This window comes from Siphonobacter curvatus, assembly GCF_002943425.1.
GTDB classification, from domain to species: domain Bacteria; phylum Bacteroidota; class Bacteroidia; order Cytophagales; family Spirosomataceae; genus Siphonobacter; species Siphonobacter curvatus.
This window is the reverse complement of sequence record NZ_PTRA01000006.1, coordinates 227043-251951: the sequence shown is the minus strand read 5'-3', so window position 1 is coordinate 251951 and position 24909 is coordinate 227043. Positions and strand designations below refer to the sequence as shown.

At 46.1% G+C, this 24909-nt stretch carries 17 protein-coding genes; 4 read left to right on the top strand and 13 right to left on the bottom strand.

Annotation, left to right across the window (positions count from 1 at the left end; all coding sequences use genetic code 11):
* Nucleotides 1-72: 72 nt before the first annotated feature.
* The 7 genes from C5O19_RS22500 to C5O19_RS22470 all read right to left on the bottom strand — a co-directional run bounded on the left by C5O19_RS22500 (nt 73) and on the right by C5O19_RS22470 (nt 10324).
* The gene (locus tag C5O19_RS22500) at nt 73-660 is read right to left on the bottom strand and encodes an SGNH/GDSL hydrolase family protein (RefSeq protein WP_104715640.1); all 588 of its coding nucleotides are present in this window, start codon (nt 658-660) and stop codon (nt 73-75) included.
* Between the two features lie 199 nt (nt 661-859).
* Complete coding sequence (locus C5O19_RS22495) at nt 860-1762, bottom strand: helix-turn-helix domain-containing protein (RefSeq protein ID WP_104715639.1); 903 nt, start codon at nt 1760-1762, stop codon at nt 860-862.
* Between the two features lie 123 nt (nt 1763-1885).
* Nucleotides 1886-2725 carry a helix-turn-helix domain-containing protein gene (locus C5O19_RS22490; RefSeq protein WP_243406479.1) on the bottom strand — a complete coding sequence of 280 codons (840 nt, stop codon included), beginning with the start codon at nt 2723-2725 and terminating at the stop codon, nt 1886-1888.
* 52 nt (nt 2726-2777) lie between these two features.
* Nucleotides 2778-3662, bottom strand: coding sequence for an oxidoreductase (locus tag C5O19_RS22485; protein WP_104715638.1), 885 nt, complete (start codon nt 3660-3662; stop codon nt 2778-2780).
* Between the two features lie 273 nt (nt 3663-3935).
* Nucleotides 3936-5498, bottom strand: coding sequence for a RagB/SusD family nutrient uptake outer membrane protein (locus C5O19_RS22480; protein ID WP_104715637.1), 1563 nt, complete (start codon nt 5496-5498; stop codon nt 3936-3938).
* Between the two features lie 28 nt (nt 5499-5526).
* Entirely contained in the window at nt 5527-8658 is a 3132-nt protein-coding gene (locus C5O19_RS22475) for a SusC/RagA family TonB-linked outer membrane protein (RefSeq protein ID WP_394341802.1), read from the bottom strand.
* 880 nt (nt 8659-9538) lie between these two features.
* On the bottom strand, nt 9539-10324 hold the full coding sequence (locus C5O19_RS22470; RefSeq protein WP_104715635.1) for a DUF2490 domain-containing protein: 786 nt from the start codon (nt 10322-10324) through the stop codon (nt 9539-9541).
* A 295-nt stretch (nt 10325-10619) separates the two neighbouring features.
* Between C5O19_RS22470 and C5O19_RS22465 the strand changes: the two genes are divergently transcribed.
* Nucleotides 10620-11168 carry a hypothetical protein gene (locus C5O19_RS22465; RefSeq protein WP_104715634.1) on the top strand — a complete coding sequence of 183 codons (549 nt, stop codon included), beginning with the start codon at nt 10620-10622 and terminating at the stop codon, nt 11166-11168.
* A gap of 46 nt (nt 11169-11214) precedes the next feature.
* Here C5O19_RS22465 and C5O19_RS22460 read toward each other — a convergent pair whose 3' ends face one another.
* The 5 genes from C5O19_RS22460 to C5O19_RS22440 all read right to left on the bottom strand — a co-directional run bounded on the left by C5O19_RS22460 (nt 11215) and on the right by C5O19_RS22440 (nt 17591).
* Nucleotides 11215-13539, bottom strand: coding sequence for a GAF domain-containing protein (locus C5O19_RS22460; RefSeq protein ID WP_108724071.1), 2325 nt, complete (start codon nt 13537-13539; stop codon nt 11215-11217).
* A gap of 176 nt (nt 13540-13715) precedes the next feature.
* Entirely contained in the window at nt 13716-14381 is a 666-nt protein-coding gene (locus C5O19_RS22455; RefSeq protein WP_104715633.1) for a recombinase family protein, read from the bottom strand.
* A gap of 145 nt (nt 14382-14526) precedes the next feature.
* Complete coding sequence (locus C5O19_RS22450) at nt 14527-15705, bottom strand: serine hydrolase domain-containing protein (protein ID WP_104715632.1); 1179 nt, start codon at nt 15703-15705, stop codon at nt 14527-14529.
* A 165-nt stretch (nt 15706-15870) separates the two neighbouring features.
* Nucleotides 15871-16584, bottom strand: coding sequence for a LytR/AlgR family response regulator transcription factor (locus tag C5O19_RS22445; protein WP_104715631.1), 714 nt, complete (start codon nt 16582-16584; stop codon nt 15871-15873).
* Nucleotides 16581-17591 (bottom strand): sensor histidine kinase, encoded by a 1011-nt coding sequence (locus C5O19_RS22440; RefSeq protein ID WP_104715630.1) that lies wholly within the window; start codon nt 17589-17591, stop codon nt 16581-16583. Before C5O19_RS22440 ends, C5O19_RS22445 begins: the two co-directional genes overlap by 4 nt.
* Nucleotides 17592-17759: 168 nt before the next feature.
* On the opposite strand from C5O19_RS22440, the gene C5O19_RS22435 reads away from it, so the two are divergent.
* The 3 genes from C5O19_RS22435 (at nt 17760) to C5O19_RS22425 (ending at nt 22739) form a co-directional block, all read left to right on the top strand.
* Complete coding sequence (locus tag C5O19_RS22435; RefSeq protein WP_104715629.1) at nt 17760-18455, top strand: carboxypeptidase-like regulatory domain-containing protein; 696 nt, start codon at nt 17760-17762, stop codon at nt 18453-18455.
* Nucleotides 18456-18547: 92 nt separating this feature from the next.
* The gene (locus C5O19_RS22430) at nt 18548-20152 is read left to right on the top strand and encodes an outer membrane beta-barrel family protein (RefSeq protein WP_104715628.1); all 1605 of its coding nucleotides are present in this window, start codon (nt 18548-18550) and stop codon (nt 20150-20152) included.
* Between the two features lie 1033 nt (nt 20153-21185).
* Nucleotides 21186-22739, top strand: coding sequence for a glycoside hydrolase family 43 protein (locus tag C5O19_RS22425; RefSeq protein ID WP_207766521.1), 1554 nt, complete (start codon nt 21186-21188; stop codon nt 22737-22739).
* A gap of 102 nt (nt 22740-22841) precedes the next feature.
* Here C5O19_RS22425 and C5O19_RS22420 read toward each other — a convergent pair whose 3' ends face one another.
* Nucleotides 22842-24860 carry a BCCT family transporter gene (locus tag C5O19_RS22420; protein ID WP_104715626.1) on the bottom strand — a complete coding sequence of 673 codons (2019 nt, stop codon included), beginning with the start codon at nt 24858-24860 and terminating at the stop codon, nt 22842-22844.
* Between the last annotated feature and the right edge of the window lie 49 nt (nt 24861-24909).

Here is a 24909-nt window from a genome sequence, read left to right as displayed (position 1 = left end):
AGGATGACAAGAAAGACCCCTAAGTTCTCAATGATTTCTAAATCTGGTCGTATCGTTGGTATGAATAAATCATTAAAATTTCTCTACGTGAGGCCGCAGTAGCTTCGTCCAGACCTGATAACCCGCCGGGCTAAGGTGTAAACCGTCCGCTTCGAATAGTTCGGGTCGGGGTCGGTGGTTCGCTCCCAGCATGGCATGCGTTATATCCAAATACGTAAATCCGGGCGTCAGCTTGATTTTTTCGGCAATGAGTGCGTTCGTATGTTTGATTTTTTCAATCAAATCCCAGCGGGCCAGACTTGGCTTGATGGATACATACACGAGCGGAACATCGGGTAAATTCTTTTTCATACGTTCGACCAGCGTACAAAAGAACAGGTACACCTCTTCGGGATGTCTTTGATCACCAAGGTCATTGTCGCCCGCGTAAAAAACGATCGCCCGAGGCTTACTCGGCACCACGATCTCTTCAAAGTACCACGAGCAGGCGGCCAGGGTCGAGCCACCGAAGCCGAGATTGAGTACGGGCGTATCAGGAAAATCCTGAGCCAGTGTTGACCATAAACGAATGGAGGAACTACCGTAAAAGACAGTACGGTTTAGTTGAGCCGGGTTAATTCGTTGTTTTAATTGTTTTACTTCTTCTTCGTACCAGATCATAAAAAGCTTAATGGATACAGGCCATTCAGGGCTGTAAGAATAAATCAGTGGCTGCGACGTGCGAAGGTAAAACCCAAATTTGAACTCGGAGGTTTAAATTTTAGTAATCTCGAAGAATATTTAACGTATAGTGAAAGGGTTAGGCCATCAACTTTCCGAACTAAAGCTACAAGTTCGGAAAGTTGATGGCCCATACCCCTTAGAGATAACGGTACGCTGAAGGCGTTAAGGATACGTGTTTTTTGAAGAAGTTATTAAAGTGTGAAGGTTCCTCAAAACCCAGGCAATAACTGATTTCGGCAATATTCCAGTTGGTATGTTTAAGCAGGGCTTTGGCTTCGCTGGTCAGTCGTTCGGTAATGTGATCGGTCGTCGTTTTACCCGTCGTTTGCCGAATGGCTCGATTGAGGTGGTTAACGTGTACGGATAAGTGCTCAGCAAAATCCTTGGCCGACCGCAGCTTGAATCGTTGTGAAGGCGTTTCAATGGGGAACTGTCTTTCCAATAACTCAGAGAAAATCGCCGTAATGCGGGCATTCGCATCCGGATGCTGGTAGAGCGTTTGCGAGGGCTGGACTTTTAAAGCTACGTGAATCAGCTCGATGACGTAATTGCGAAGCAGATCGTATTTAAACCGGTAGTCCGACTGCATTTCAGCGAGCATTTTTTCGAATAAAGCACTCACCTGCTGTTCCTGAGCTTCCGGCAAAATGAAAGCCGGTTTACCGCCGCTGGCGAACATGGGCATTTCGGATAAAGGGTCCCGCATTTTTTCCGTGAAAAAAGCATCCTTGAAAATGCAGAAAAAGCCCGTATAATCTTCCGAACGCGACTCCCAAGTGTAAGGTACCTTGGGATTAAAAAACATAAGGGTCGGCCCTTCTACTTCCAGACTTTTATCGGCGTAGTGAAAGACGTTCTTTCCCCGAATCAGACTGATTTTGTAGAAATCCCGACGGGTGTATTTCACCGGGGCACCGTGCGGGCCATGGCAGTCTTCCAGCCGAAATACGTTGAAATGCCCCAAATTCTGTTGAAGATTGGGGGGCTGCTCATTGAATTTAGTTTGATAAAAATCTTCTAAGGTTTCAATCGTTGCCATACGCTTCGCGGGTGTTTAATTCAAATCCCTTGGGTTGATATACAGTAGCAAAAGTACGGTATATCGAGTATTGAGACTTACGAAAAACAAAGGCATACTTATAAAATTCAAACAATAGCCCGCTTATACTAACGAAGGGGCCTGACCAAAGGCTTTTTTAAAAGCGAAGGAAAAATGCGACAGATCTTCAAAGCCCACTTCCAGGTAAACCTCCGATGGTTTTCGTCCTTTTTCTTTAATCAGGAAATAAGCATCCTGCAAGCGTTTATTTAAGAGCCAGCGATGCGGCGACAGATGAAAAATTTTCTCAAAATCGCGTTTGAATGTAGCCAGACTACGGCCACTCAAATACGCAAATCGATTCAGACTGACATTAAACTGGTAATGCTGCATCATAAACTCTTCCAGATCGAGCTTACCCGGTTCGGCGAAATCGAACAGAATGTCCTTTAACTCAGGTTCAGTACGCAATAGCAGCAGCACCGCTTCTTTTACTTTTAAAGCAAACAGTGGATCGTCCGTAGTTCCGGACAAGGGTACATAGGGCATCAGGGAATCCATGTATCCCTGGTACAGCGGGTGCGGCGATAGAGGAATGACCGCTGGAGCTGGCAGGTGCCGTTTCTGAGCGGTATACCCGTATTCCTGACTTAGGTTTACTAACGTTTTTTGGTCGAGGAAAACAGAAATGGAAGTGAACTCCCCTCCTACGGGCGGATGCTTCACGAATTTCGCCAACTGATTACGGCGACTGAAACGGAAATCGCCGGGCTTAAACTCGTACACCTGCAAGCCATCATTGACCGTCAGCGAACCGGAAATCTGATAGCTGAATACGTGTTCGGGGATAAACTGCTCCCCGTCCCTACTGATGTTGTAGTAGCAGGAATAGATAATGCGGGAATTGGGTGGCACTTCGGACATGGCTGAATCAAAAAACTTGCTGCGTACGTGTGTACGCAACAAGTTACGGATAAGAAGGTTCGATGGTGGTGGATCAACCAAAGGTACAAGCTCACGCCTTCCCTTTGAGATAAGTCTGGCCCAGTTCGCTATCCAGAAAATTGTCTGAATCGTCGTGATCCGTGGAAACGGAAACGGGTAGCCAAGCTTCAAACTCAGTCTTTCGGCGGGCGTCAGCTTCCTGTAAAATGCTAGCGGCTTCACTTCCCAGAATTAAATGAATCGGAGGTTCCGGATGGTTGACCACATCAATCAGGACCTGAGCCGCTTTGGCCGGATCGCCCATGGGAATGTATTGACCGCTGGCGAAATACTCGGCACGCTGGCCCACGCTGGTTTCATATCCTTCAACCGGGGTGGCGTAAGTCATGGAAGCTCCGGCCCAATCGGTACGGAAACCACCGGGTTCAACGGACGTCACTTGTATCCCGAGCGGAACCACTTCATTGACGAGGGCTTCGGTAAAACCACCCAGTCCAAACTTAGCGGCCTGATACATAGTCAACCCAGCGGCACCCACGCGACCTCCTACGGAGCTAATTTGCAGAATGCGGCCACTGCGTTGCTTCCGCATCACGGGTAGTACGGCCCGCGTAATAGCAATGGGAGCGTACAAATTCGTTTCGAGCTGGCTACGTACCTGCTCTTCCGTGAACGCTTCGGCGGCACCGATAATCCCAAACCCTGCATTATTGACTAGTACGTCGATGCGACCCAATCGTTCTACGGTAAGCGTTACGGCGGCCTGAATTTGTTCCGGGTTCGTAACGTCCAGCGTGAGGAGTTCCAGTTGATCGGGATACTGATTTTTGAGAGCCTGCAAGGATTCGGGTTGACGAGCCGTAGCGGCTACTCGATCGCCCTGAGCCAGTACGGCTTCGGTTAACTGACGGCCTAAACCACGGGAACTTCCGGTAATGAACCAAACCTTTTTCATAGCGAATGTTTGTTTATTGTTTCGATTACAAAATTCGTGGTCTGGCCTAGGGGCTGCTTTGTTAAAAAGCTCAAAGTAACTTTGCTAAAAAGCTCACATTTAGCTCCAGTGGGGAATGAATCAGTATTGTCGCTCAGAAGTATTCATTCGGAAAGATTAGTTTCAAAAAAGATCAGGAACTACAGTTAGTAAAAGTAGAATTAGCCGTATCCCTGAAAAAAAGCCCCGACTCCGGTGGGAATCGAGGCTTTTTCATGAAAATCAATTACAGTACTAAACGCCCGGATAATTCGGGTTTTGAGGCCGCAGGTTCGGGTTGTTCAGCATTTCCTGACGCGGCAGGGGCAGTAACAGGTGCTTCTCCTGCAGAGGACGGTTAGAGTTCAGGTTTACGTGACCCACAAAATCATCGAAACCTTTCGTCTTTTCGTTGAACACTTTGCGGAGGCGAACCATATCAAACCAAGTAATACCCTCGTAGCAGAATTCGTACCAGCGTTCCCGCCATACAGCTTCCCGGAAACTATTGGCTGAGAACGTACCCAACGCCGGGGTAGTTAACTTAGCCCGGTCACGGATTCGTTTGAGAGCATCGTAGGCTTCCTGGTTGGGGCCGCCTACTTCGTTCTGAGCTTCAGCGTAGATGAGCAGCGTTTCGGCGTAGCGAATCTGGGGTACGTTCAGGTTATTCTGCCGCGTACCGGGTACGCCCTGCGTTCCGTTGGCCGTGGTGTTGAAGTGCTTGAACACGTAAGGAGCACCCAGCGAGAACAGAGCACCGCTACCGTTGGTGTAGTAGTTAGTAAAGAAGTAACCTTCACGGTCTTTGGCCCGCAAATCGCCCGTTTCGTAGGAAGCGTAGAAGGAAGCCGTAGGAACCGTACTACCCGTACCCGAAGGACCATTGTAAGTCACGGGTTTGAAGTTTGGATAGTAGTTATCCATGGGGTTACTAGCTACAACGGCATTGTACTGAAGCATGAACAGATGTTCCGTCCGGTTCTTCAGTCCTTCCTGGTGAACTTCTCCGTAGGTAGAAAACAGATTGATCGTCGATGGATTGGCCTTAGCATAGGTAATCACTTCCAAAGCCTTATCGGCGGCTAGCTTGTAGTGCGTAGCTCCCTTCCGCAGCGGAAATCCAGCCATGGTCAGGTATACTTTAGCCAGCTGGGTTTTAACGGCTGCTTGGTTCACGTGACCAGTCGGATCCATCCAGGGAAGTCCAGCGGCTTCAGCGTATTTCAAGTCTTCAATAATCAGGTTGTAGACTTGTTCCTGTGGCGTACGGCTCGGACGGAAATCTTCTGACGTAATGGTCTGTGGTTTGGTAATGAGCGGAATGTCGCCCCAAAGCCGTACCGCAGTGAAGTACGCCCAAGCCCGTAAAAACCGGGTTTCGCCGAGTACTCGCGTTTTTTGAGCTTCATCCATCGTAATACCGGGAACTTTGTCGAGTACCTGATTGGCCTGAGCAATCACCCGGTACAGACCATTCCAGTAGTTGACGACGTGGGCCGTATTACCGTCGTGAATTAACCCGTAGAGGTTATTCAAGTCCGAGTTCTGAGCCGTTTCCGTCGTAGCGGTACCCGTCATTGCTTCGAGCAACTGCCAGTTGGAGGAGAAGATACCGGCCCCGTCACCCACAAAGCGAAGGTCCGCGTAAACCGCATTCAGACCAGCCGTCGCGTGATCCGGTAACGTATAAAAAATATCCGGGGATAAACTTGATGGAGCTTCTTCTTCCAGGAAACTTTTACACCCCGTTGGGGCCAGCAATACGGCACTAAGAAGAGCCACCTGACCGATGGATTTGAATCTATGAAGTTTCATTTGTAACAATGTTGATACCATGGAATCCTTAAAAACCTACCTGTAAGCCAACCATATACGTCGTCGGTTTGGGGTAGTTGTGCCAGATCATACCCTGCGTAAAGGCACTGCTGTTATCGCCCTGGTTGGTCGGCGTTACTTCAGGATCGCCAATGACGGGATCTTTCACCAGCACGAAGAAGTTCTGAGCCGAAGTATAGACCCGCAGACGGCTGAGTTTCAGCTTGCTCGTTACCGAAGCTGGGAAGGTATAACCCAACAGAGCATTACGGCCCCGCAGGAATGATCCATCCTTGATCCAGTGGCTATCCACGTTGGTTACGTAACCCGCACGCGTTTCGCGAATCTCAGCAATCGGTGTATTCTGGTGATCAGGTCTCCAGGCATCGAGTACCGTACGGTAGCTGTTGGCAATGGCCTGACGGTCTTCGCTCGCGTGGAGGTTCATCAACATGACGTCGTTGCCAAACATGTATTGCAATTCCAGCGTGAAATCTAAGTTCTTGTACCGAACGGTGTTCGTCATGGCACCCCAGCCTTTAGGGCTACCGTTACCGATGATTTTACGGTCTGCATCCGTAATGGCTTTGTCACCATTGACGTCTTCGTATTTGATATCGCCGGGCAGAATGGTCAGACCGTTCCGGTAGCTAGTAAACTTAGCGGCTTCTTCGCGTTCAGCTTCACTCCAGGTACCCAGACGGGTCAGACCCCAGAAGGAACCTACGGGTTCGCCAATCCGGATGATGTTGGTCTGGTTGGTGAAGTTCGGACCACCTACGCCAAAAATGTCCGAAGGCGTAGCCAGTGAGAGCACCTTGTTTTTGTTCAGCGAAATATTGAAGGATGTATTCCAGGAGAAGTTGGTCTTTTCAATGTTGACCGTGTTGACCGTGAATTCCAGACCCTTGTTTTCCATCGAGCCTACGTTACGACGGATGGTTGCGTAGCCACTCGTACGGGGTACGGGAGCATCCAACAACATATCCGTGGTCTTGCGGTAATAGAAATCCAGCTCCATGCTGATCCGGTTTTTGAGTAAACCCACTTCCAGACCAATATCCGACTGAGCCGTTTTTTCCCAGCGAAGGTCGGGGTTAGCCAAGCGGCTGATACCCGTACCACCTGCCCGTGCATCGTTGAATACCGTTGCGAAGTTGGCACTCAGCAGCGACAGCGAAGTATAGGGAGGAATTTCGGAGTTACCCGTCATCCCGAAGCTCGTCCGCAGTTTCAGGTTGGAAAGAATAGTACTGGATTTCAGGAATTGCTCTTCTGAAACCCGCCAGGCGAAGGCTGCCGAGGGGAAGAAGGCAAATTTGTGATTGGCTCCGAATTTCGATGAACCATCAGCCCGGCCCGTAAAGGTGAACAGGTATTTGTCCATGAAGCCATAGTTAATGCGGCCGAAGTACGAATTAAAGGCATTCCGTGACGCTTCCGATTCAACCGTCGGTTGCCGTGAACCGGCTCCCAGGTTGTTGTAACCAAAGTAGTCGGTAGAGAAACCCTGAACCGTTGCTCCAATCCGGAAGAAGTTCGTTTCCTGCCAAGAAATCCCTAATACCGCATTCAAAGAGTGATTTTCGTTGAACTGCTTGTTGTAAGTCAGGTAGTTTTCCAGCGACCAGAAACTTTCTTTCCGATTCCGGGTGGCGGCGGTACCCTGAGCTCCGATTTCAAGCGTACGCGTGCTGGATTCGTTGATTTCCTGCGTCAGCACGTTTACGCCGAGTACCGTACGCATTTCCAACCCTTCCATAAACTTGATGTTGGAGTACAGGCTACCCAGACTCGTTTGCGTATTCAGCACGTACTTACGACCCATGAGCCGGTGTACGGAGCTCATGCTACCTTCGGCGTACGGATAATCCCGGTTATTGGCATACGTACCATCGGCGTACTTCACGGGCAGGAAGGGAAAATCTTCCACCATCTGGCGAGGAACGGCATCGTTAATATCGACCAGGTTTTCGGACTGGTTGTTGTAGCTAAGCGTACCGCCAATTTTGAGCCATTTTTTAACCTGATCGTCGATGGTTAAACGTCCAGAGTAACGTTTCAGATAAGAGGTTTTAATCAAACCCTGATCGTCCCGATAACCCAATGAAACGGAGTACTGCGTCCGCTCGTTACCGCCGCTAAAACCTAACTGGTGGTTCTGAGACAGTTTGTTCTGCGTAGCTTCTTTGAACCAGTCCGTGTCGTACAGCGGATTACCATTGCTATCAAAGATACGGGGATCCGTGCGACGGAGTTTGGGATTAAGGTAACTCCATTTTCCCTCGGCCCAGCCCACGGGATCGTACTTGGCCATGTTGGCGTACGCCAGGTCTTCAACGGCCAAATATTCTTTAGCGTTGAGTACTTTCGGTTTGTTGGGACCGATGGTATTCACGCTGAAATCGGCGTTATACGTCACCTGACCCTCACCGGCTTTCCCCTTACGAGTGGTAACCAGAATTACCCCGTTGGCACCCCGAGCCCCGTAAATAGCCGTCGAAGAGGCATCTTTCAGTACTTCAACTGATACAATGTCATTCGGGTTGATGTAGTCGATGGCAGAGCTAAACTGCGACTGATTACCCTGCGGTAACATCACCCCATCCACTACGTACAAGGGGTTGTTGGAGGAGTTGATGGAGCTGAAACCCCGAATCCGTACCGTCGTACGTCCGCCAGGACGTCCGGAGTTGGTATTTACTTGAACACCAGATACTTTGCCCGATAAAGTTTGATTAAGCGAAGGAGCCGGACGTTCCAAAAGCTGAGCTTCTTTCACCGAACCGACCGATCCCGTCAAATCGGATTTACGAGCAGTACCGTACCCTACGACTACGACCTCTGTGAGTTCTTTATTATCGGGTTTCATCGAAACCGTCAGGTTCGTCTGGCTACCTACTACGACTTCCTGAGGCGTAAAACCAACGGAAGAGAAACTAAGCGTAGCTCCCGATTCGGGAACTTCCAGGCGGAATTGGCCCTCGGCATCGGTAACCGTACCGCGTTGCGTACCTTTTAAAATAATGCTGACCCCTGGTAACGGAGCATTCGTTTCGTCGGTAACTTTTCCGGTAATAATCCGGTCAACAACGGAGGTTTTCAGGGTACCCGGCCGATTACTTGCGGCGTAACTGGTTGTCAAACAGACGCTAGCCATGAGAATTGGACTCAGGCTTACCTTGAATAGCCTCCTGACTTGAAAAAGTAGGGGTTTAATCATACGGGTTCTCGCCGCTGGTGCGGCATTGAGGTTAAGAAAAACGGTTTGTGAACGTTAAAAAATAAATTAGTTAAGGGTACTGCGGACAAATAGGTGTGAAAACAGAAGGCAATGACAAATCCGATTAAGTGAGGAAATATGAGTTTTCCCCTTCTTAAAAAGAAACTAAGGATAAAGCAAAACGGAGCGTAGTAACAATTAATTACTACGTAAACAGATGAATGTATGGAATGATAACAGACCTACAGAGTGCCAGTTTTATAGTGGACCAATAACTAAGTTTTACGTTAGTAATAAGAGAATAAGTCGTGCAATTAAAAGCAGAAATGGACGGGCTAAAGCAAGGATGATCCGGTAGCTAAACTACAAACGTCATAAGATAAAATTGTACATAGGTTCATCATAGAGGAGTTTATAAGTGCGTGAGCAAAGGTATTTTTTTTCCTATACCATGTCAACATTTTTAAGTCAAATAATTAAAAAATTTATAAATAAAATGAAAATGCAGGCAGGTCTGTACAGCTATACGTTTAAATACTGCCGAAAAATAGGCTTACTGCCGGAGGGCTAGCTCCTCCTTGTCTAGCCATAAAGAATTTTAAATGGAAGACGTGTCAATAAGTAAATACTTTTTTTATTAATTAATTTGGAGGAGTCAGTGGACGTTTTCTAAAGTCTTTGGAGCTAAAGTCCCCTAAAACTGTAATTATTTGTACAATCTTGCCTCTAGATACGGCTTATACGTTCTATGAAAGGTATAAACAGGTAGTAATTATAAAAAGTATATTAAACGAGTGTTTAAACGAATGGCCAGGCATTATTTATTTTCCAGTTGAGTTTTTGTAAAATTCAGGTTGTATTGCAGGGTTAAACGAAAGCCACGGTTTATTTCATAAACGGGTCGTTGGCTCACAGGATCTGGATCAGTGTGCCGTGAAATCTGATGTAGGTAGCTTAGTTCAAGCTGAAAATCCTTTGTAAACTGATAGCCTAATCCGCCTAAAAGTCGATTCTGATTATATACATTATCGTCGTGGCCAAGATTCAGAAACAATTCATCTAAGGCAGTAAGGTAAAATTCCTGATCGTCCAGGGTTATACCCTGCAGCGGATAATTTACTTCCAGTTGATAGCGAATACGATTGGCATACTCCCAGCTGCCCATGGCGTGCTGGCCTAGTCCTTCGGGCTCGCCCAGCCAGCGTTGTTCTAGACGAATCCGATGCTGAAGCTCGGCTGCCGCCAAACTCCCTGACCACTGGACGTCTTCGTAGAGGCGATGCTCAAAAGTTGGCACTTCCTGATCGGCTACGGGATGTTTCCCGTAGGGGTATGTTGTGAAATGAGTGTACCCAGCCCCAAGGGTTAAATCTTTCCGTAGGTCATACCTCAGCCCAACCCGAGCCAATGATTGCTGCCAACTTTTGACGAAATCAACCCGACGCCATTGGTATTCGGTATGGAGTTGCCAACGTTTACTGAGGGTGTGGTCACCCATGTAGACCCACCAACCAATCGCATTATGATCAGTGATACGTGGTGATTGACCTTTGCTTATGAAGGTAAGGAGTAAAAAACCAATTAATAGTAGATGAGATTTCATAGTAAAGTGGAGTAGATAAAGAGATCATACCATGTAAATTAGAAACAGTGTTAAAATTATTATAACGTTATATTTACGTTATAATAATTTTAATAGTTATAAGATTCCTATATTTCTGTTTACTGTATTATTCACTCATCTATCTAATCCTACTCTATACTCATCTACACAAATTACTCCTCACCTATCTACAATTCATACGGAGATAATGACAATTCGGAATAATGTACATTTCCACCGGCTGTATTAGTGGCCAATTTTGATCCGTTCAATCTATCAAACGAATCATAATTTTATGAAAAAGGTATTTGCGTTAGTACTAACGGTATTGAGTATGGTTACTAGTTCCTGTAAAAAGGGAGACGATCTGGATCCGGCAACCCAGTCGCCCGCCCCGAATGAAGTGGTCGGAAAATGGAGTTTTGGTCGCTCGTCAGCGGGTAGTTACTGGGACAATGGCGATAATTACGTAGGCCATGCCAACGAGCAGTCCATGTCTTTTGAGTTTAAGAAGAATGGTACCTATGAATGTTATACGATCAATAACGTTACCGCCTACAATTGCCGCACGGAAGTGTTCTCCTTTGAAAAAGGACATGTGAAGTTTAATGAAGAAGAGGGCACATTAACGGTTACGCCTACCGAAGGGAATTTTAAAAGCAAGGACAATTGCGTAAACAATCACAATTTCAAACGCAAAATGACGGCTTCCGAATTAAAGGAACACAAGAAAGTCTATTACTATACCGTCACCGAGAGTAAGGGAAAACCCGCCATCTTGATTTCAACCATTCCGGATGCCACCGAGTATGACGGTTTATTAATGACCCCAGGCTCTTGGTAAAAATTACAGTACATAAAATCAAGCGGAGAGTTGTTAGAACCCACTTCTAGTTAGGAGTGGGTTCTTTAGTAATACGGCCGGATTCAACCGGTATGGAGGCAAAATCCTTTCCCCTTGGTACAGTAATTCCGACTCGCAGTACTTTTAAACCAGCCACTCCCTGTAAATCTTCTACATCCAATTTTTCTATGGTGGAGTCAAGCAGTCCTTCCTTTTGTAGCTGAGTCAGGTACTGATCGTATTCCGCCTCCTCTTCTTCTCCCGAATATACCACGCACAGTTTCCCCGACTGCGTGATACGTTCCTGAGTACCCTTTACATGGGCTTTATCAATGCGTTTTTTTACGATTTCAAAGCGGGCATTGTAGGTTCCTTGCACGTCGAACCGCTTTTCATCCAGGCGAAAAGCTATGGTGATGGTACTGGGAAATACCAGGATCAAGGTTGTTACATCGAATGGATACGGCAACACTGGTCGCAATTGCTGATGACTCGCTTCCATTTCACACACTACGCGAAGTTGCCACAATCGCAACTTACGCAGGTGTTCGGTATGAAAGCCGAGGGTTGGGGCAATAGAAGCACCGATGTACAGATTATGCTCTACCCCATCGGTTCGGAATCGTTCATAGTAATGCGGAAAAATGGCCTGAGCTTCCTGTTGCCGCTGGTCGATGGTACGCGTCAGGTTATCATTGATCTGCTGAATGGCTCGATCGTATTTCCGCCGGTGGTGATAAAATCGGCCTGTGTCTAAAGCCGTCTCCCGAAAATAATCGTCTATGCTAGGATCGTTCAACGTAAGTAAATGCGGATGGATGCGATGATCCAAATACGCGGTGATGTACGGTTCCGTACTGGCTTGCAGGGGCTGGGAAATGTCAATCAAAAAGTGAGCGACCTGTTGTTTTTCAAACGTTTCCATTCCTACCTGATCCAGTACACGTTGTAAGGTCTCAAGTTGCGTCTGTAGATCTTTTTGTGTACTTAAGTTACGGGCTTCGGAAGATCCTTTGACATCCACCTGACCATACAGGGGATGCACGTCAGGAAAAGCAATATCGGCTAGCGTATGTGGTTGTCCTGCTTGCTGATGATACAAATACGCTAAAGCCTCCTGCCGAAATTTCCAGTACACACTCGGATGAATGGTTGTATACACGTTTTGAATAAAGGCCTGAATATGGTTCTGTAGCTCCGCCTCCATCCGATCGATAGTCTCCGTTAAAAAGGGCATCAGTACCTCCAGTTTATGAGCATTGATACTGTTGAATTCCCTCGGTCGCGAAGAAACCACCTCCAAAACGCCCCACAGCTGTTGATTTTTGACGACTGGAGCCAGAATAAAACTACGGATCTGCTGTTGATTCAGGTGCTCAATGAGCAAACTATGAACGGCATATTCCCGGGTATCTGCTACGGCAAAGTAGATGTGATCGTTCACAATTTTCTGGTAGGATTTCTCGCATAAAGTTTGCCGAGCCTCACAGGAATCATGTCCGGAAAGGATGAAGCTAGGCAAAGGCTCCCCAAAAGCGGCTTTTGTGAACGTATCGTTCGCTGCGTTGTACATCGTAAATCCAATCTGCAGCGATTTGGAATTGAATATGGATTGAAAAATGGGTAGCAGGTTTTCGTGAAAATCAATCTGGTACGAGCCCAGTAGTTTTTCTTTCAATAAGGAAACCGCATTTTCAGTGGTTGCGTCGTACAACACCATCAGGGCAAATCCCTTCATCAACCAGCTATTGGGTGGAAATTTTGCTTTCCAAAGGTCCAGATTGTCGTAGTTATCCAGTAGTTCCTCAATATCTGCCTGACTCAGTTGTAGAGCCTGTTCGGTAGGAATTATATCTAAAAAATCGGCGTTGTACAAAATGCGGTAATGCCGAATAATACCCTGAGCCGTGGGAATGTCGTAAAAGAGTGGTTTAGAAAAGTCGAGTTTCGTACCGTATACATCATTGAGAATGATGCAGCAACTTAGAACGTAAAATTGATGAGCATCGAAATCACGGATACCCATTTCAAAGTCGGGCCCTGCAGCCGCTAAGATATGCTTAAAGCGTTCCGTATGGTTGAAAATAATCGGGAGAAGCGGAATACTAACCGCTTTAATTTCATTGTAGGTTAGTTCGGGCGGGAAGTAATTTTCCAAAAGACGCCGAATCAGATCGGCGTGTTCCTGTACCTGTTTGATACTCGTGATTCCCTCCCGGAATTCTGGAAATGGGGCCAGCTCATCCAACAGGGTTTGAGCGGAACGAGCCTGGTCGGAATCCGAACCTTGAGCAATACTATAGAGCCGATCAAGAATTGCAGCAAAACTTAGCTGAATTCGAAAGGGCATATCCAAATCCAGTATATTCATAGGAATAGATCAAACGTATAGTACGAAGGTACGGGATTTGACCCAGAGGTAACGCTACCATGGCCTTTACTCGGAAACAATGTTTTGAGAATTCAGTAAATCTTACCTTAGCAACGACGGTTTTATTTAACCAGAAAACCTGATTACAAATGTGAATCGTGTTTTTATCTACAAAGCTAGCTTTCCATTAACTTGATAATTCGCTGTACCTGAACGGCTTGAAAGGTTTTGCCGCGTCGAGTCCGAAAGCCATTTTCATTGAGTACGGTAGCAATCGTACTCCAATTATGACCGCTTTTGCGTAAAGCCTGAGCCAATATGCCCGCCCGGCGATTATTTTCGTGCATACGGGCATTCTGTTGCCGAATATTCAGGCTTTTTAATTTTGCTGAATCCGTTAGATTTTCGGGCTTTCCCAAGGCTACGCCCTGTTTTTTCTTTTCAGCTAAAGCTTTTTTAGTACGATCGGCAATTAGCTCACGCTCGTATTGGGCCATTGTAGCCATCACACCAATGGTAAGCGTATTGGCCTCGGGCATATCTGCACACACAAACTCTACCCCTGAATCCCGCAGGGTAAAAATAAAAGCTACATTCCGGGTGAGGCGATCGAGCTTGGCAATCAGCAAGACAGCCCGGTATTCTTTACAGTAAGCAATAGCGGCCTGTAACTGGGGACGGTCGGCTTTCTTACCCGATTCGATGTCCGTAAAGTTAGCAATCATCACACCCCGCCCCTTTAAATAGGAATCTACGGTGGACCGTTGGGCTTCCAGTCCCAAGCCTGAACGCCCTTGCTTTTGGGTGGAAACCCGGAAGTACGCTACGTACGATTGAAGCATGACAAAATGACTCTTTACATTTTTAGTGTTCCACGGGGGGAAAACATACAAATATAACCTTTTATAAACGGTCGTTTGTAAAACGTTATAAGCGGAAATTTAAGAAGAGCGATAGCTTAAAATTCTGCTACTACAGGTTCAATAGTTACTTTAGCTTTACTAATACCTTGTTTTTCTTTAAAATATTCCCTACCTGGTGAGCTAGTTTTTCAGCTAGTCCTGCTGAATCAAAGTTAGAAAAACACACTACGGTTACTTGCTGCTGGGGAAAACGCATGAAGTAGCTATTAAAGCCAATATCCCCTCCCGAGTACCAAATAATTTCTTCCCCTTCGAAACGGCCAAATACTAAGCCAAAGGCATCATTATCCTTCGGGTGATTGAATTTTAAGCGTTGGTGCATCAAGTCATAGAAAGCTTGACCACCTATTTTGTGGGTGTAAAAATTCTGATTCCACAAAAACCAGTCATTAATGGAAGTGAATACGCCACTTCCCCCGTGGTGCGGGGCATTACGATGCATTTGAGCGTAACCATGCCGATCTTCCAGATAATACCCGGCTTGCCGGGTCTGCTCGATCAGTGCTGGTGTGAGTGGCATATAACCCGTAGCCCGATTAGGCACTATTAAGGTTACATCGTCATCCACATGAGTACTCTTCATGCCCAGCGGTAGAAATAAGTGCTCTCTGGCGAATTGGCTAAAGCGTTTGCCACTGACTTTCTCGACAATTTTGGTCAGCAGCATATAGTTAACATTACTGTAGGCCCATTGCATACCAGGAACAAAATCAAGCTTGGGCTGACTTAAAGAAGCTTGAATAGCAGTGTCCACGGTGAAATAATCATAAAGATTCCAGTGCAAGCCATTTTTACGAGGTAAGCGATGATACTCCGCAATACCACTGGTCATGTAAACCAAGTGTTTGATTCGAATCGTATCTGTATATTGACCGACTTGGGGTAGATACTTCGCTACCGGATCTTCCAAAGAAAGTGAGTCCTGCAAGATTAAAAGGGCTACACACGCCGCAGTAAACTGTTTGGAAAGGGAAGCAATGTTGAAAACCGTGGCTGAAGTATTGGGAAGGTTGTAATCCAAATTAGCTAGTCCATATCCTTTGCTGAAAAGAACCTTAGATGGGGTGAAAATGCCTAGAGAAAAGCCGGGTACTTTAGCATAAGGAGCAAACAACGAATCAATCTGCTGGATTGCTTGGGGGGGAAGCTTTGGGCTTTGAGCATAACAGGTTTGGTGCAAAGCAGCGATCAAGTAGACAATTCTGATACATTTCATGCTGGAAAACGCTAATTTGGACAACATAGCTGTGTTGTATAATCAAATGTTATGTAAAACTAGCTAACTAAAGAAGTGATCAAAAATATATCAGTCATTCAAAAATGAATTCTGATGTATGATCACTTCTAGAATTTTCTTAATAAAAACCATTTCCGTTGATTACATAAGTCTAGCCTTAATAAAGCCACGTTACCGACTATTGATTAATTCATAAAAACTGGCCTTATAACTATCACTGACAGGAATTCCTTTAGAGCCAATGTATACCATCCCTCCATCGATAAGTCGAATATGGACAAGTGAGACTATATAGGAGCGATGGACCCGGCAAAACTGCGTATCCGGTAGTAGTTCCAGGATGTCTTTCAGGGCCATATACGTCACAATGCGTTGCTGTGTAGTATATACCGATATGTAGTTATTCAAGCCCTCGATGTAAAGAATATCACTGAAGGCTACCCGGTGAAACGTATGTTTGGCGTCCCCCTTAAGAAAAATATGGGTTTTCGCCTGGCTGGCATTAGGTGAAGAGCTGCCCTGAAGGGCTAAAAACTTAGACAAAGCCTTTTGAAAGCGTTCAAACTCAATTGGCTTGATCAGGTAATCCACCGCATCCAGATTGAATCCCTCTAAGGCATAATCAGGGTAAGCGGTAGTCAAAATAACTTTACACGTCTCCCCACAAATTTTCATGAATTGCAGTCCCGTCAGCTCCGGCATCTGAATGTCCAGAAAGACCAGATCAATGAGTCCCGCGTTGACCAGGCGTATGCTCTCGTAGACATCCGTGGTTGCTTTTACTAGGGTAAAGTCAGGAGTTTGAGTTAAGTACGTCTCAATGACTTGCGTGGCATACAACTCATCATCGAGTGCCAGGCAACGGTAAGGAGTTACATTAGTCATAAGCTAAGAATCAGGGACGCATCAAAAATATCTGCCTGGTTTTGAATCGTCAACGTATACCGGTCGGGATAAAGTAAGGTTAAGCGTCGTTCCAAATTTTTTAGTCCAATACTCGTCGATGGTATGCGGGATTGCCGATTGATACGGTTTGTAACTCTGAAAATCAGCTGGGAATCGTTTGTAGATAGCTCAATGGAGATGGGGCAAGTAGGGTCACTGGTAACGCCATGCTTGAGAGCATTTTCAATGAACGGCAGCAGCAATAAGGGCGGTAACTCCACAGATTCAACGGGTCCGTCGATCTGTAACTGGTAATAAAAGGACGGTGAAAAGCGTAGCTGGTATAAGTTTAGATAATCCTGGATGAACTGTATCTCCTCGCTCAAGGCTACTAGTCTACTCCGGTTCTGGGTGAGCGTGTATTGTAATGTCTTTGAAAGCTTTAGTATTGCGGGAGCTAGTGGACCGGGCATGGGTAAGGCCATTGCATAGAGATAATTCAGCGTATTATAAAGAAAATGCGGATTCAGTTGCGATTTTAACAAGGAAAGTTCCGCTTGCCGAAGCTCTTGAGCCAGTGCCTGGTTCTGGGCCTCCGTGGTATAGGATTTGGTCAATAGGTAAATGATGAAGCCGATAAAGACGCCGGGAAACGAGTAATACATGTTCTCGTAGATGAAAAAGAACAAATCGATCCGCTCCTGCTTCGCTAAACCTAACCAGTGAACAAAGAGAATTTCCTCCACTACATACCGAGTCAAGACAAAACCCACCAGAAGACTGCTCAGACTACCCACCAGCTGAAACCAGGTGCTCCGTTTCCAGTACCGAGGAAAAATAAAGAGGGCACAAGGTAAAATAACGCCCATTTGCAATACCTGCGAACTTACAATGAGTGAGATACTTTGTAGCGATACCCGATTGAAGACGATCGCTCCTACCAATAGATATAAGGTAGAGCCAAACCAGACCAGCACGAAAATTAGGGGTAATTGACTTCGCTTCATCACTCAAAAATACGGTTTAACCCAACCAACAGCTAAAGATTATGTGAATGGCTTCATCTATTATGTGAATGCCAGCTCCCCCACCTTGACATACTCAAAAAGGGCATTGAAATAACAAATTGGCATGCTTCCGGCTAGAGCAAAATCTTTGCTACAAACGTCTCTCTCATGCTATTAACGCCCCGATTTGTCTTTACTTTCTACTTTCTATGCGGTGTGATAGGTTTAGCAATTCTGTCACTCAGTACCGCATTCAGTCAGACCTCCCTGCTCAGCGGTCAAGTCAATAGTGTCACCGAAACCCGGGGATTAGTAGGCGTTCATGCCGTCCTGACTTCCTATTCGGCTCCAATCACTACCCAGTATGCTGTTTCGGGGAACGAAGGACGATTCGCCTTCGAAAATGTGCACAAAGGACTGTACCGACTCACGCTCTCACACGTAGGGTATCAAACCTTAGTTATAGATTCGATTGCTTGTCATCAGCAGCGAATCGAACTGGGTGAGTTGACCCTTGCCCTGAGTCAGCAAGCGTTGGAAGAAGTAGTGATTCGGACAAAAAAGCCAGTGATTCATTATGAGTCGGATCGATTCCGGGTCGATGTTCAGGCCATGCATACGCGAGGAGACCAGGGAATTGATCTTTTAGGCCGTATTCCAGGGGTAAAACTGGATCGCGATGGCGAGTTGAGCTTACAGGGCAAAACCGGTGTTTTAGTATACATCAATGGTAAGCAAAGCTACCTGACGGGCAATGCCTTGCTAAGTTATTTGAAGAGCTTACCGGCGAGCGATATCGCCTCGATTGATTTCCTGCCGACGCCCTCTGCTTCCTACGATGCAGCTGGCTCGGGGGCGTCATAGACATTCACCTCAAACAGCGTAGCGAAGATGGCTATTCGGTACATACTACGCTTTCGGTAACCCCCTTGGCCAGAACCCGATCCAGCCTAACCATGATGGCTACCATGCGACAGGGGAAATGGCAGGGCTATGGTCAATTTAGTCTGGATCATAGCCCCACCTATGAGATCGAAACCAACAACCGACAGGTCGCAGGCGATCGTTTTCACCAGGTAAATCGGCAAAACACTCAGCCAAGGGATTTTTCGGGCATGCTCGGCATCAGCTACCAACTGTCCTCTCACCAGGTCATTGGTATAGACGGCAAAGGTATGCTCCGATGGACTACCGAACGAACCCAGGGTCAGTTATATCAAATGGGATCAGGTATACCACTGCAGGTTTACCTGCAACGTACGAATCATGCACAAGCCCAGAGTGAAGCACTCCATGCATATTATGTCTGGACCCTGGATACGCTGGGTTCCAGTCTAAGTCTGGACGGAGACTATTACCGCACCGGATCGCATCAGGAAGATCAATTCAGTAATCTTTACAAACAAAACTCAGTACCTGATTTTCAGTTTGATTCGCAGCAAGATCAATCGCGTACTTCTGCTATCTACGCTTTCAAAGTTGATTGGATTAAAAAAATGGCGTTTGCTACCCTAGAATCGGGCTTTAAGACCAGCTCAGTTGCAAACCGTAGTACAGTAAATCAGGATTCGCTACTGGGAGCCGACCAACAGTCTACACCGGGCTACGCCAATGCATTTACGTACCGGGAGCGGATTCAGGCGATTTACCTGTCCATCCATAAACCGTTCAGGCATCTGAACTTTAAGACGGGTTTACGTTATGAATACACGTTGGGCTTTGACTATACGCGTCAACTCGTGCATCGCCACTATCAGTATCTGTTTCCATCCGCTTCGTTGACGGCCCAGTGCAGAGTTCATCAACTGACATTTTCGTATCGCAAGAGTATCATGCGGCCCCTATACACAAATTTAAACCCCTTCGCTTACTACTTAGACTCTTATAATGTGGTGGCCGGGAATCCAGCACTCAATCCGGCACTGGCTCAGATTGGGGAATTCAATTACGTCTTCAAAAACACCCGGCTTCTAACGGTCAACTACATTTACTTGAAAGATGCGACACTTGATGTACTCACTTACGACCCGCATCAGCAAGTCAATCAATCCAGGCCCCAAAGCGTGGGCCAGCTACAGACCTGGTATATCGCGACTGGTCAAGCCCTGGAACTCGCTAAGGGCTGGTCCCTGAGTACGGATCTGGCGGTCCTGTACAATCGCGTTGACCAGCCCACGCATCTGGGACAATGGAGCTGGACGGCTCTGCTGAATTCCGATTGGCAATTCAAAAAGGGCTGGTCGGCCTGGTTACTCGCTAAGTATGCGTCCCCCAGTTTGTATGAGTTATCCCGTATCTTCTCGGTCAGCACCGTTTCCATGGGACTGAAAAAAGGGATTGCGAAAGGAAAAGGCTTTGTAGCCGTGGAGGGTAATGATCTCTTCTATAGTGATCGATCCAAGACGATTTATCATTACGAGGACATTCGACAGAAGACCGTTCGAAAGTGGCAAAGCCGCACGGTACGGATAAGTCTGAACTACACGTTTGGCCGTTCAAAGGTGGTCTTAACTAATCAACGCAATAGCAACCCTGAGGAAATTGATCGGCTGAAACACTAAAATTAATCCGATAAAGTAGCAAACGTTTGTTTACAAGGAATTATTTAGTATCTATTTATGAAACCCTTTTTGTTAAAATTAAAAGCCTTTTTGTACAATTTAAATATTTTACTATACAATACATTTGTAGTATTACAAGTGCCACTGAAGATGTTTTGCATTACTCTGGCGTTACTTATAAATTTTAGAACTGCTCTTAAAAGCATAAATCCCAAAAGGACTTATCGTTCAGATACTGGAAATCAAACCCCAATCTAATTTATGCCACCATCCTGGGAATTGCCTGACTCATGGTTTAAACAAGGGTTAAAGTAAAAATGATTACGAATGAATTGCACTTTACCCTGAACACGCTTCACTGTATTCCCGGTATTCAAAGATAGCAGTAGCTGATTTCCGTAAACGTATATTACACAGGGGTATTTCAACTAGCCTAGGATAAAATCCTAAAGCACAAGACAGATTTTATCGCCGCTTATTGATCCTAGCTGATTGATATATATCGGAGAGCATTCAGGCCTTAGCCCTATTAGGTTTTTCTTGAGCTCTTAGTAAAAGCGAGAGATATAAGCTCCTGTGATACGACGTCTTCGTTCCAGACGCTTGTGTATTGTCTTGTTAACCTGTTTTTTTCAATTTAATAACGTATGAGTTCACTTACTGACTGTCAAATAATGGGCTTTGCTCGCGATTTGGAACGTTATAAATCGACTCCTTCTAAATCAGGTACGGAGCAACTTGATGTTTCTTTCTCTTACTAATAATACTCTTTTAGACCATGCGTCTTAGGGCAAGATTACCTTCAGTCATCCCGGAGTTCATACAAGAGAAGCGACCTCAAGGAGAAGTATGAATAACAAACAGTGTGGATTTCAGGGATGGGAAAAAGCCCAGTTTCTTCTCGACTTTTAGTACTCCCCCGAAGACTTTTAGATCCTGTCCCTAACTCTATTCAGGTAATGATTAATCCAAACTTATTCATGCAGTGAAACACGTAGTAAGAAAAACCTTTTTAATTACCATAAGCCTAACGTTGGCTGCTTTCGCAGGTATGGCCCAGAATCAGCCGGAATGGGGAGCCTGGAGGCATTGGGGAGATCAGAAAGATGGTACTTACCACAATCCCATCATTCCCAGCGATTACAGCGACCTGGATTGCATCCGGGTGGGCGACACCTATTACGCCATTTCTTCTACCTTTCAGTTCTCGCCAGGTATGATTATCCTGGAATCTAAGGACTTGGTAAACTGGAAAATCTGTGGTCATGCCGTTTCGGATCTTACGCAAATCTCCGATGAATTATCCTGGAAGAAAATGAATCGGTACGGCAAAGGCATTTGGGCCGGTTCGTTAAGACATCATAAGAATCGCTTTTACCTTTTCTTTGGAACGCCCGACGAAGGATATTTCATGACCTCCGCGGCGAAAGCGGAAGGCCCCTGGGAACCCCTAACTCCCCTACTCCGGGAACCCGGCTGGGATGACTGCTCGGCAATCTGGGATGAACAAGGGAAAGGCTATTTCATCGGTACGCATTTTGCCGATGGTTACAAAACCTATCTTTTCAACATATCGGCCGATGGAAAGTCCATTGATCGGCCATCAGCCAGATTAGTAAATGCCGGGTCAGGAAGAGAAGCCAGTAAGCTCATTAAAGTTAAGGACTGGTATTACCTCGTCTTTAGTGAACACAAACCTGATAAAGGACGGTATGTGATGGCCAAACGCTCCAGAACGATTACGGGCCCGTATGCTGAAGAAAAGCAACTTGCTCTGACGAGTCAGGAAGCCATGGAGCCCAATCAGGGAGGCATTGTTCCGGGCAAGGATGGGAAATGGTACTTTCTGACTCATCATGGCTCGGGAGACTGGTCAGGACGCATCGTAAGCTTACTACCCATTACCTGGATTAAGGACTGGCCGATCATTGGTACTGTAGTCGGAGACTCGATTGGAACCATGACCTGGGAGGGTAAAATGCCTTATACCCATTCCGACGGCTACACTCTGGCCCGAAGCGACGAATTCAATGCACCTGTCATGGCCCAGCAATGGGAATGGAATTATCAGCCCCGGAACGACAAGTATTCGCTCCGTGAGCGGAAGGGATGGCTGCGGCTCAAGGCTTTTAAACCCCTGAAAAACAATGAACTATTAACCGCTGGCAATACCCTTACGCAGCGTTGTTTCAGAACTTCTAAAAATGAAATGATTGTAAAGTTGGACGTTTCGCGGATGGCTTCAGGTCAGCGAAGTGGGCTGTGTCATTTCTCGGAACAACACGCCACTCTTGGGGTTGCTCAGGAGGGCAGTACCCGCTGGATTGAATATCGAAAAAATGGGGCAGTTCTCAAGGGTGATGCATTAACCGGATCAACCATCTGGCTTCGGTCGGTCTGGGGATTAGAGGGAAAAGCTACTTTTTCGTATAGCCTGGATGGGAAAAAATATACCTCTTTCGGCGAGCCTTACGCGTTAGCCTGGGGCTATTACCGGGGGGATCGAATCGGTATTTACTGCTTCAACAACGAAGCCGAAAAAGGATCGGTTGATGTTGATTATGCCCAACACACGATTGAAAAGTAGGGCATCAGGAGATTAAATCATAGACAGGCCTAATTCAAGCTTTGTATGCGTCAGCCCATAATCAGAGTTTCGTCGGATTATGGGCTAAACCTCTGTTGCGTATTACTCTTTACGTCTTAACGTCGTATCCGTAAAGATCTCATTCTTTATTTCCGAAGACAGTTCGAGGAACCGTTCATACTGTTTGAGTACATCCGCAATCACTTCTTTCTCGGTAAAGTATTCGATATTATAGCCGGGGCGATTATCTCCAAAAAAAGTCTCAGGAATGTAAGATTGCGTGCCCCGAACACCCGGAATATTTTTTTCAGCAACTAACGAGGTAGAGATGGTCTTGAGTTGGGTGCGTACTCCGTAAGTAAAGTTTTCAATCGATTCATGCTCGATGGTAAGGGCAATCTCCATTGGATTTTCCTTTTTACGAACCGCGGTAGAAATTCGCTGGCTGTTGAATTCAGAAGCCAGTTCCTGTAAAGCGGGTTCTACCGTTTGCTGAATGAAGGTTTCTACGTACGACTGATCTTTAAAGGAAAGGATGCGTTGCAAACGCTGCTTCCAGAATTCACCCGACCAATTACGAGCGGACGGAGAAAAGGCTTTCGAATAATAATAGCTGTCTACCAACAGTCCCTGAAGTAAACTATAACAAAACAAGAGCATGACTATTGAAAAAGGCAATGCCGTAATCAAAGTCATGGTTTGCAGGGATTGCAGCCCCCCCGCATTTAGTAACACCAAAGCCACCAGTGCCAGTAATATGCCCCAGGCAACCAGTTGCCATTTAGGAGAGCGGGCAGCATTAGCTGTTGAAATACTGTTCATCACGAAAATGCCCGAGTCAGCGGAGGTAACAAAGAAGACAAAAATCAGGAATACTGCCAGACTACTGGTAAGTCCACTGGCTGGAAAATAGTTTAAGAATTGAAAGAGTAGCTCATCGGTCTTACTTACGATGTCCGTTAGCGATCCGTTTGCAACGTTTCGATCCAGCCAGGTAGCACTATTGCCGAATACGGTCATCCACAGAAAATTGAAGGCGGTCGGAATCAGTAGTACGGCAATGATAAATTCACGGATCGTCCGGCCTTTTGATATTTGTGCAATGAACAGACCCACGTAGGGTGACCACGAAATCCACCAGGCCCAGTACAGAATGGTCCATCTGAAATACCAGGGTTGAACCGAAGGCTCGTAGGCGTGCGTATTGAAGGTGAGGCTTAAAAATTGGTTTAAATAGTCTCCTACGCCTTCCGATAAAGAACCGAGCAAAAATACGGTCGGACCTGTAATCAAAATAAAGAGCATCAGGAGTACTGCACTGAAGATGTTTAGCTGACTCAAAAACTTGACGCCTTTGTTTACGCCTGAGGTAGCTGAGAAAATAGAAATCGCCATAATCGCCATGACGATCGCGACTTGATAACTAAAACCTTTCTCCGGAATTAGGCCTAATTCGACTAACCCTGCATTAAGCTGAACGACACCAAAACCTAAGGTAGTCGTAATGCCAAAGAAGGTGCTGCACAAAGCAAACGAATCAATGACGTTACCAGCTACGCCATTGATTCGGTTTTTAAGGATTGGATAAAAGCAGCTGCGAAGTGAGAGCGGTAATTTATAGCGATACGTAAAGTAAGCCAGTGATAAGCCTACAACGCCATAAATGGCCCAGGCATGAATACCCCAGTGAAAAAACGTGTACAGCTGAGCATCCTTGGCCCGCTTTATTTCGCTATACTCAGCAAAGGTTGGATCGGAGAAATGAGCAAGGGGTTCTGAAACGCTAAAATACATGAGACCAATCCCCATGCCAGCAGCGAAAAGCATTGATATCCAGGAAAGAAATGAGTATTCAGGTACCGCATCATCGTCTCCCAAGGTGATCGAGCCATATTTACTTACGACGAGGGCCAGCAGGAAAAAGACAAACAACGTAACCGACCATACATAGACCCAGTTTAAGTTAATAAAGATCCAATCCTGAATTTGCCCTAAGATGGAAGCCGTTGAATCCGGGAAAAAGCTGGAAACGAACGTAACAAAAAATATAAAAAGTAAACTGGGCAGAATAATCCCTTTGTGAAAGGTAGTCTGAGCTAAAAATGAGGGCAGCCTGCTCATATTTGAATAATTTTATATGCCTAAGAATTGATAATATAAAGAACCTGTT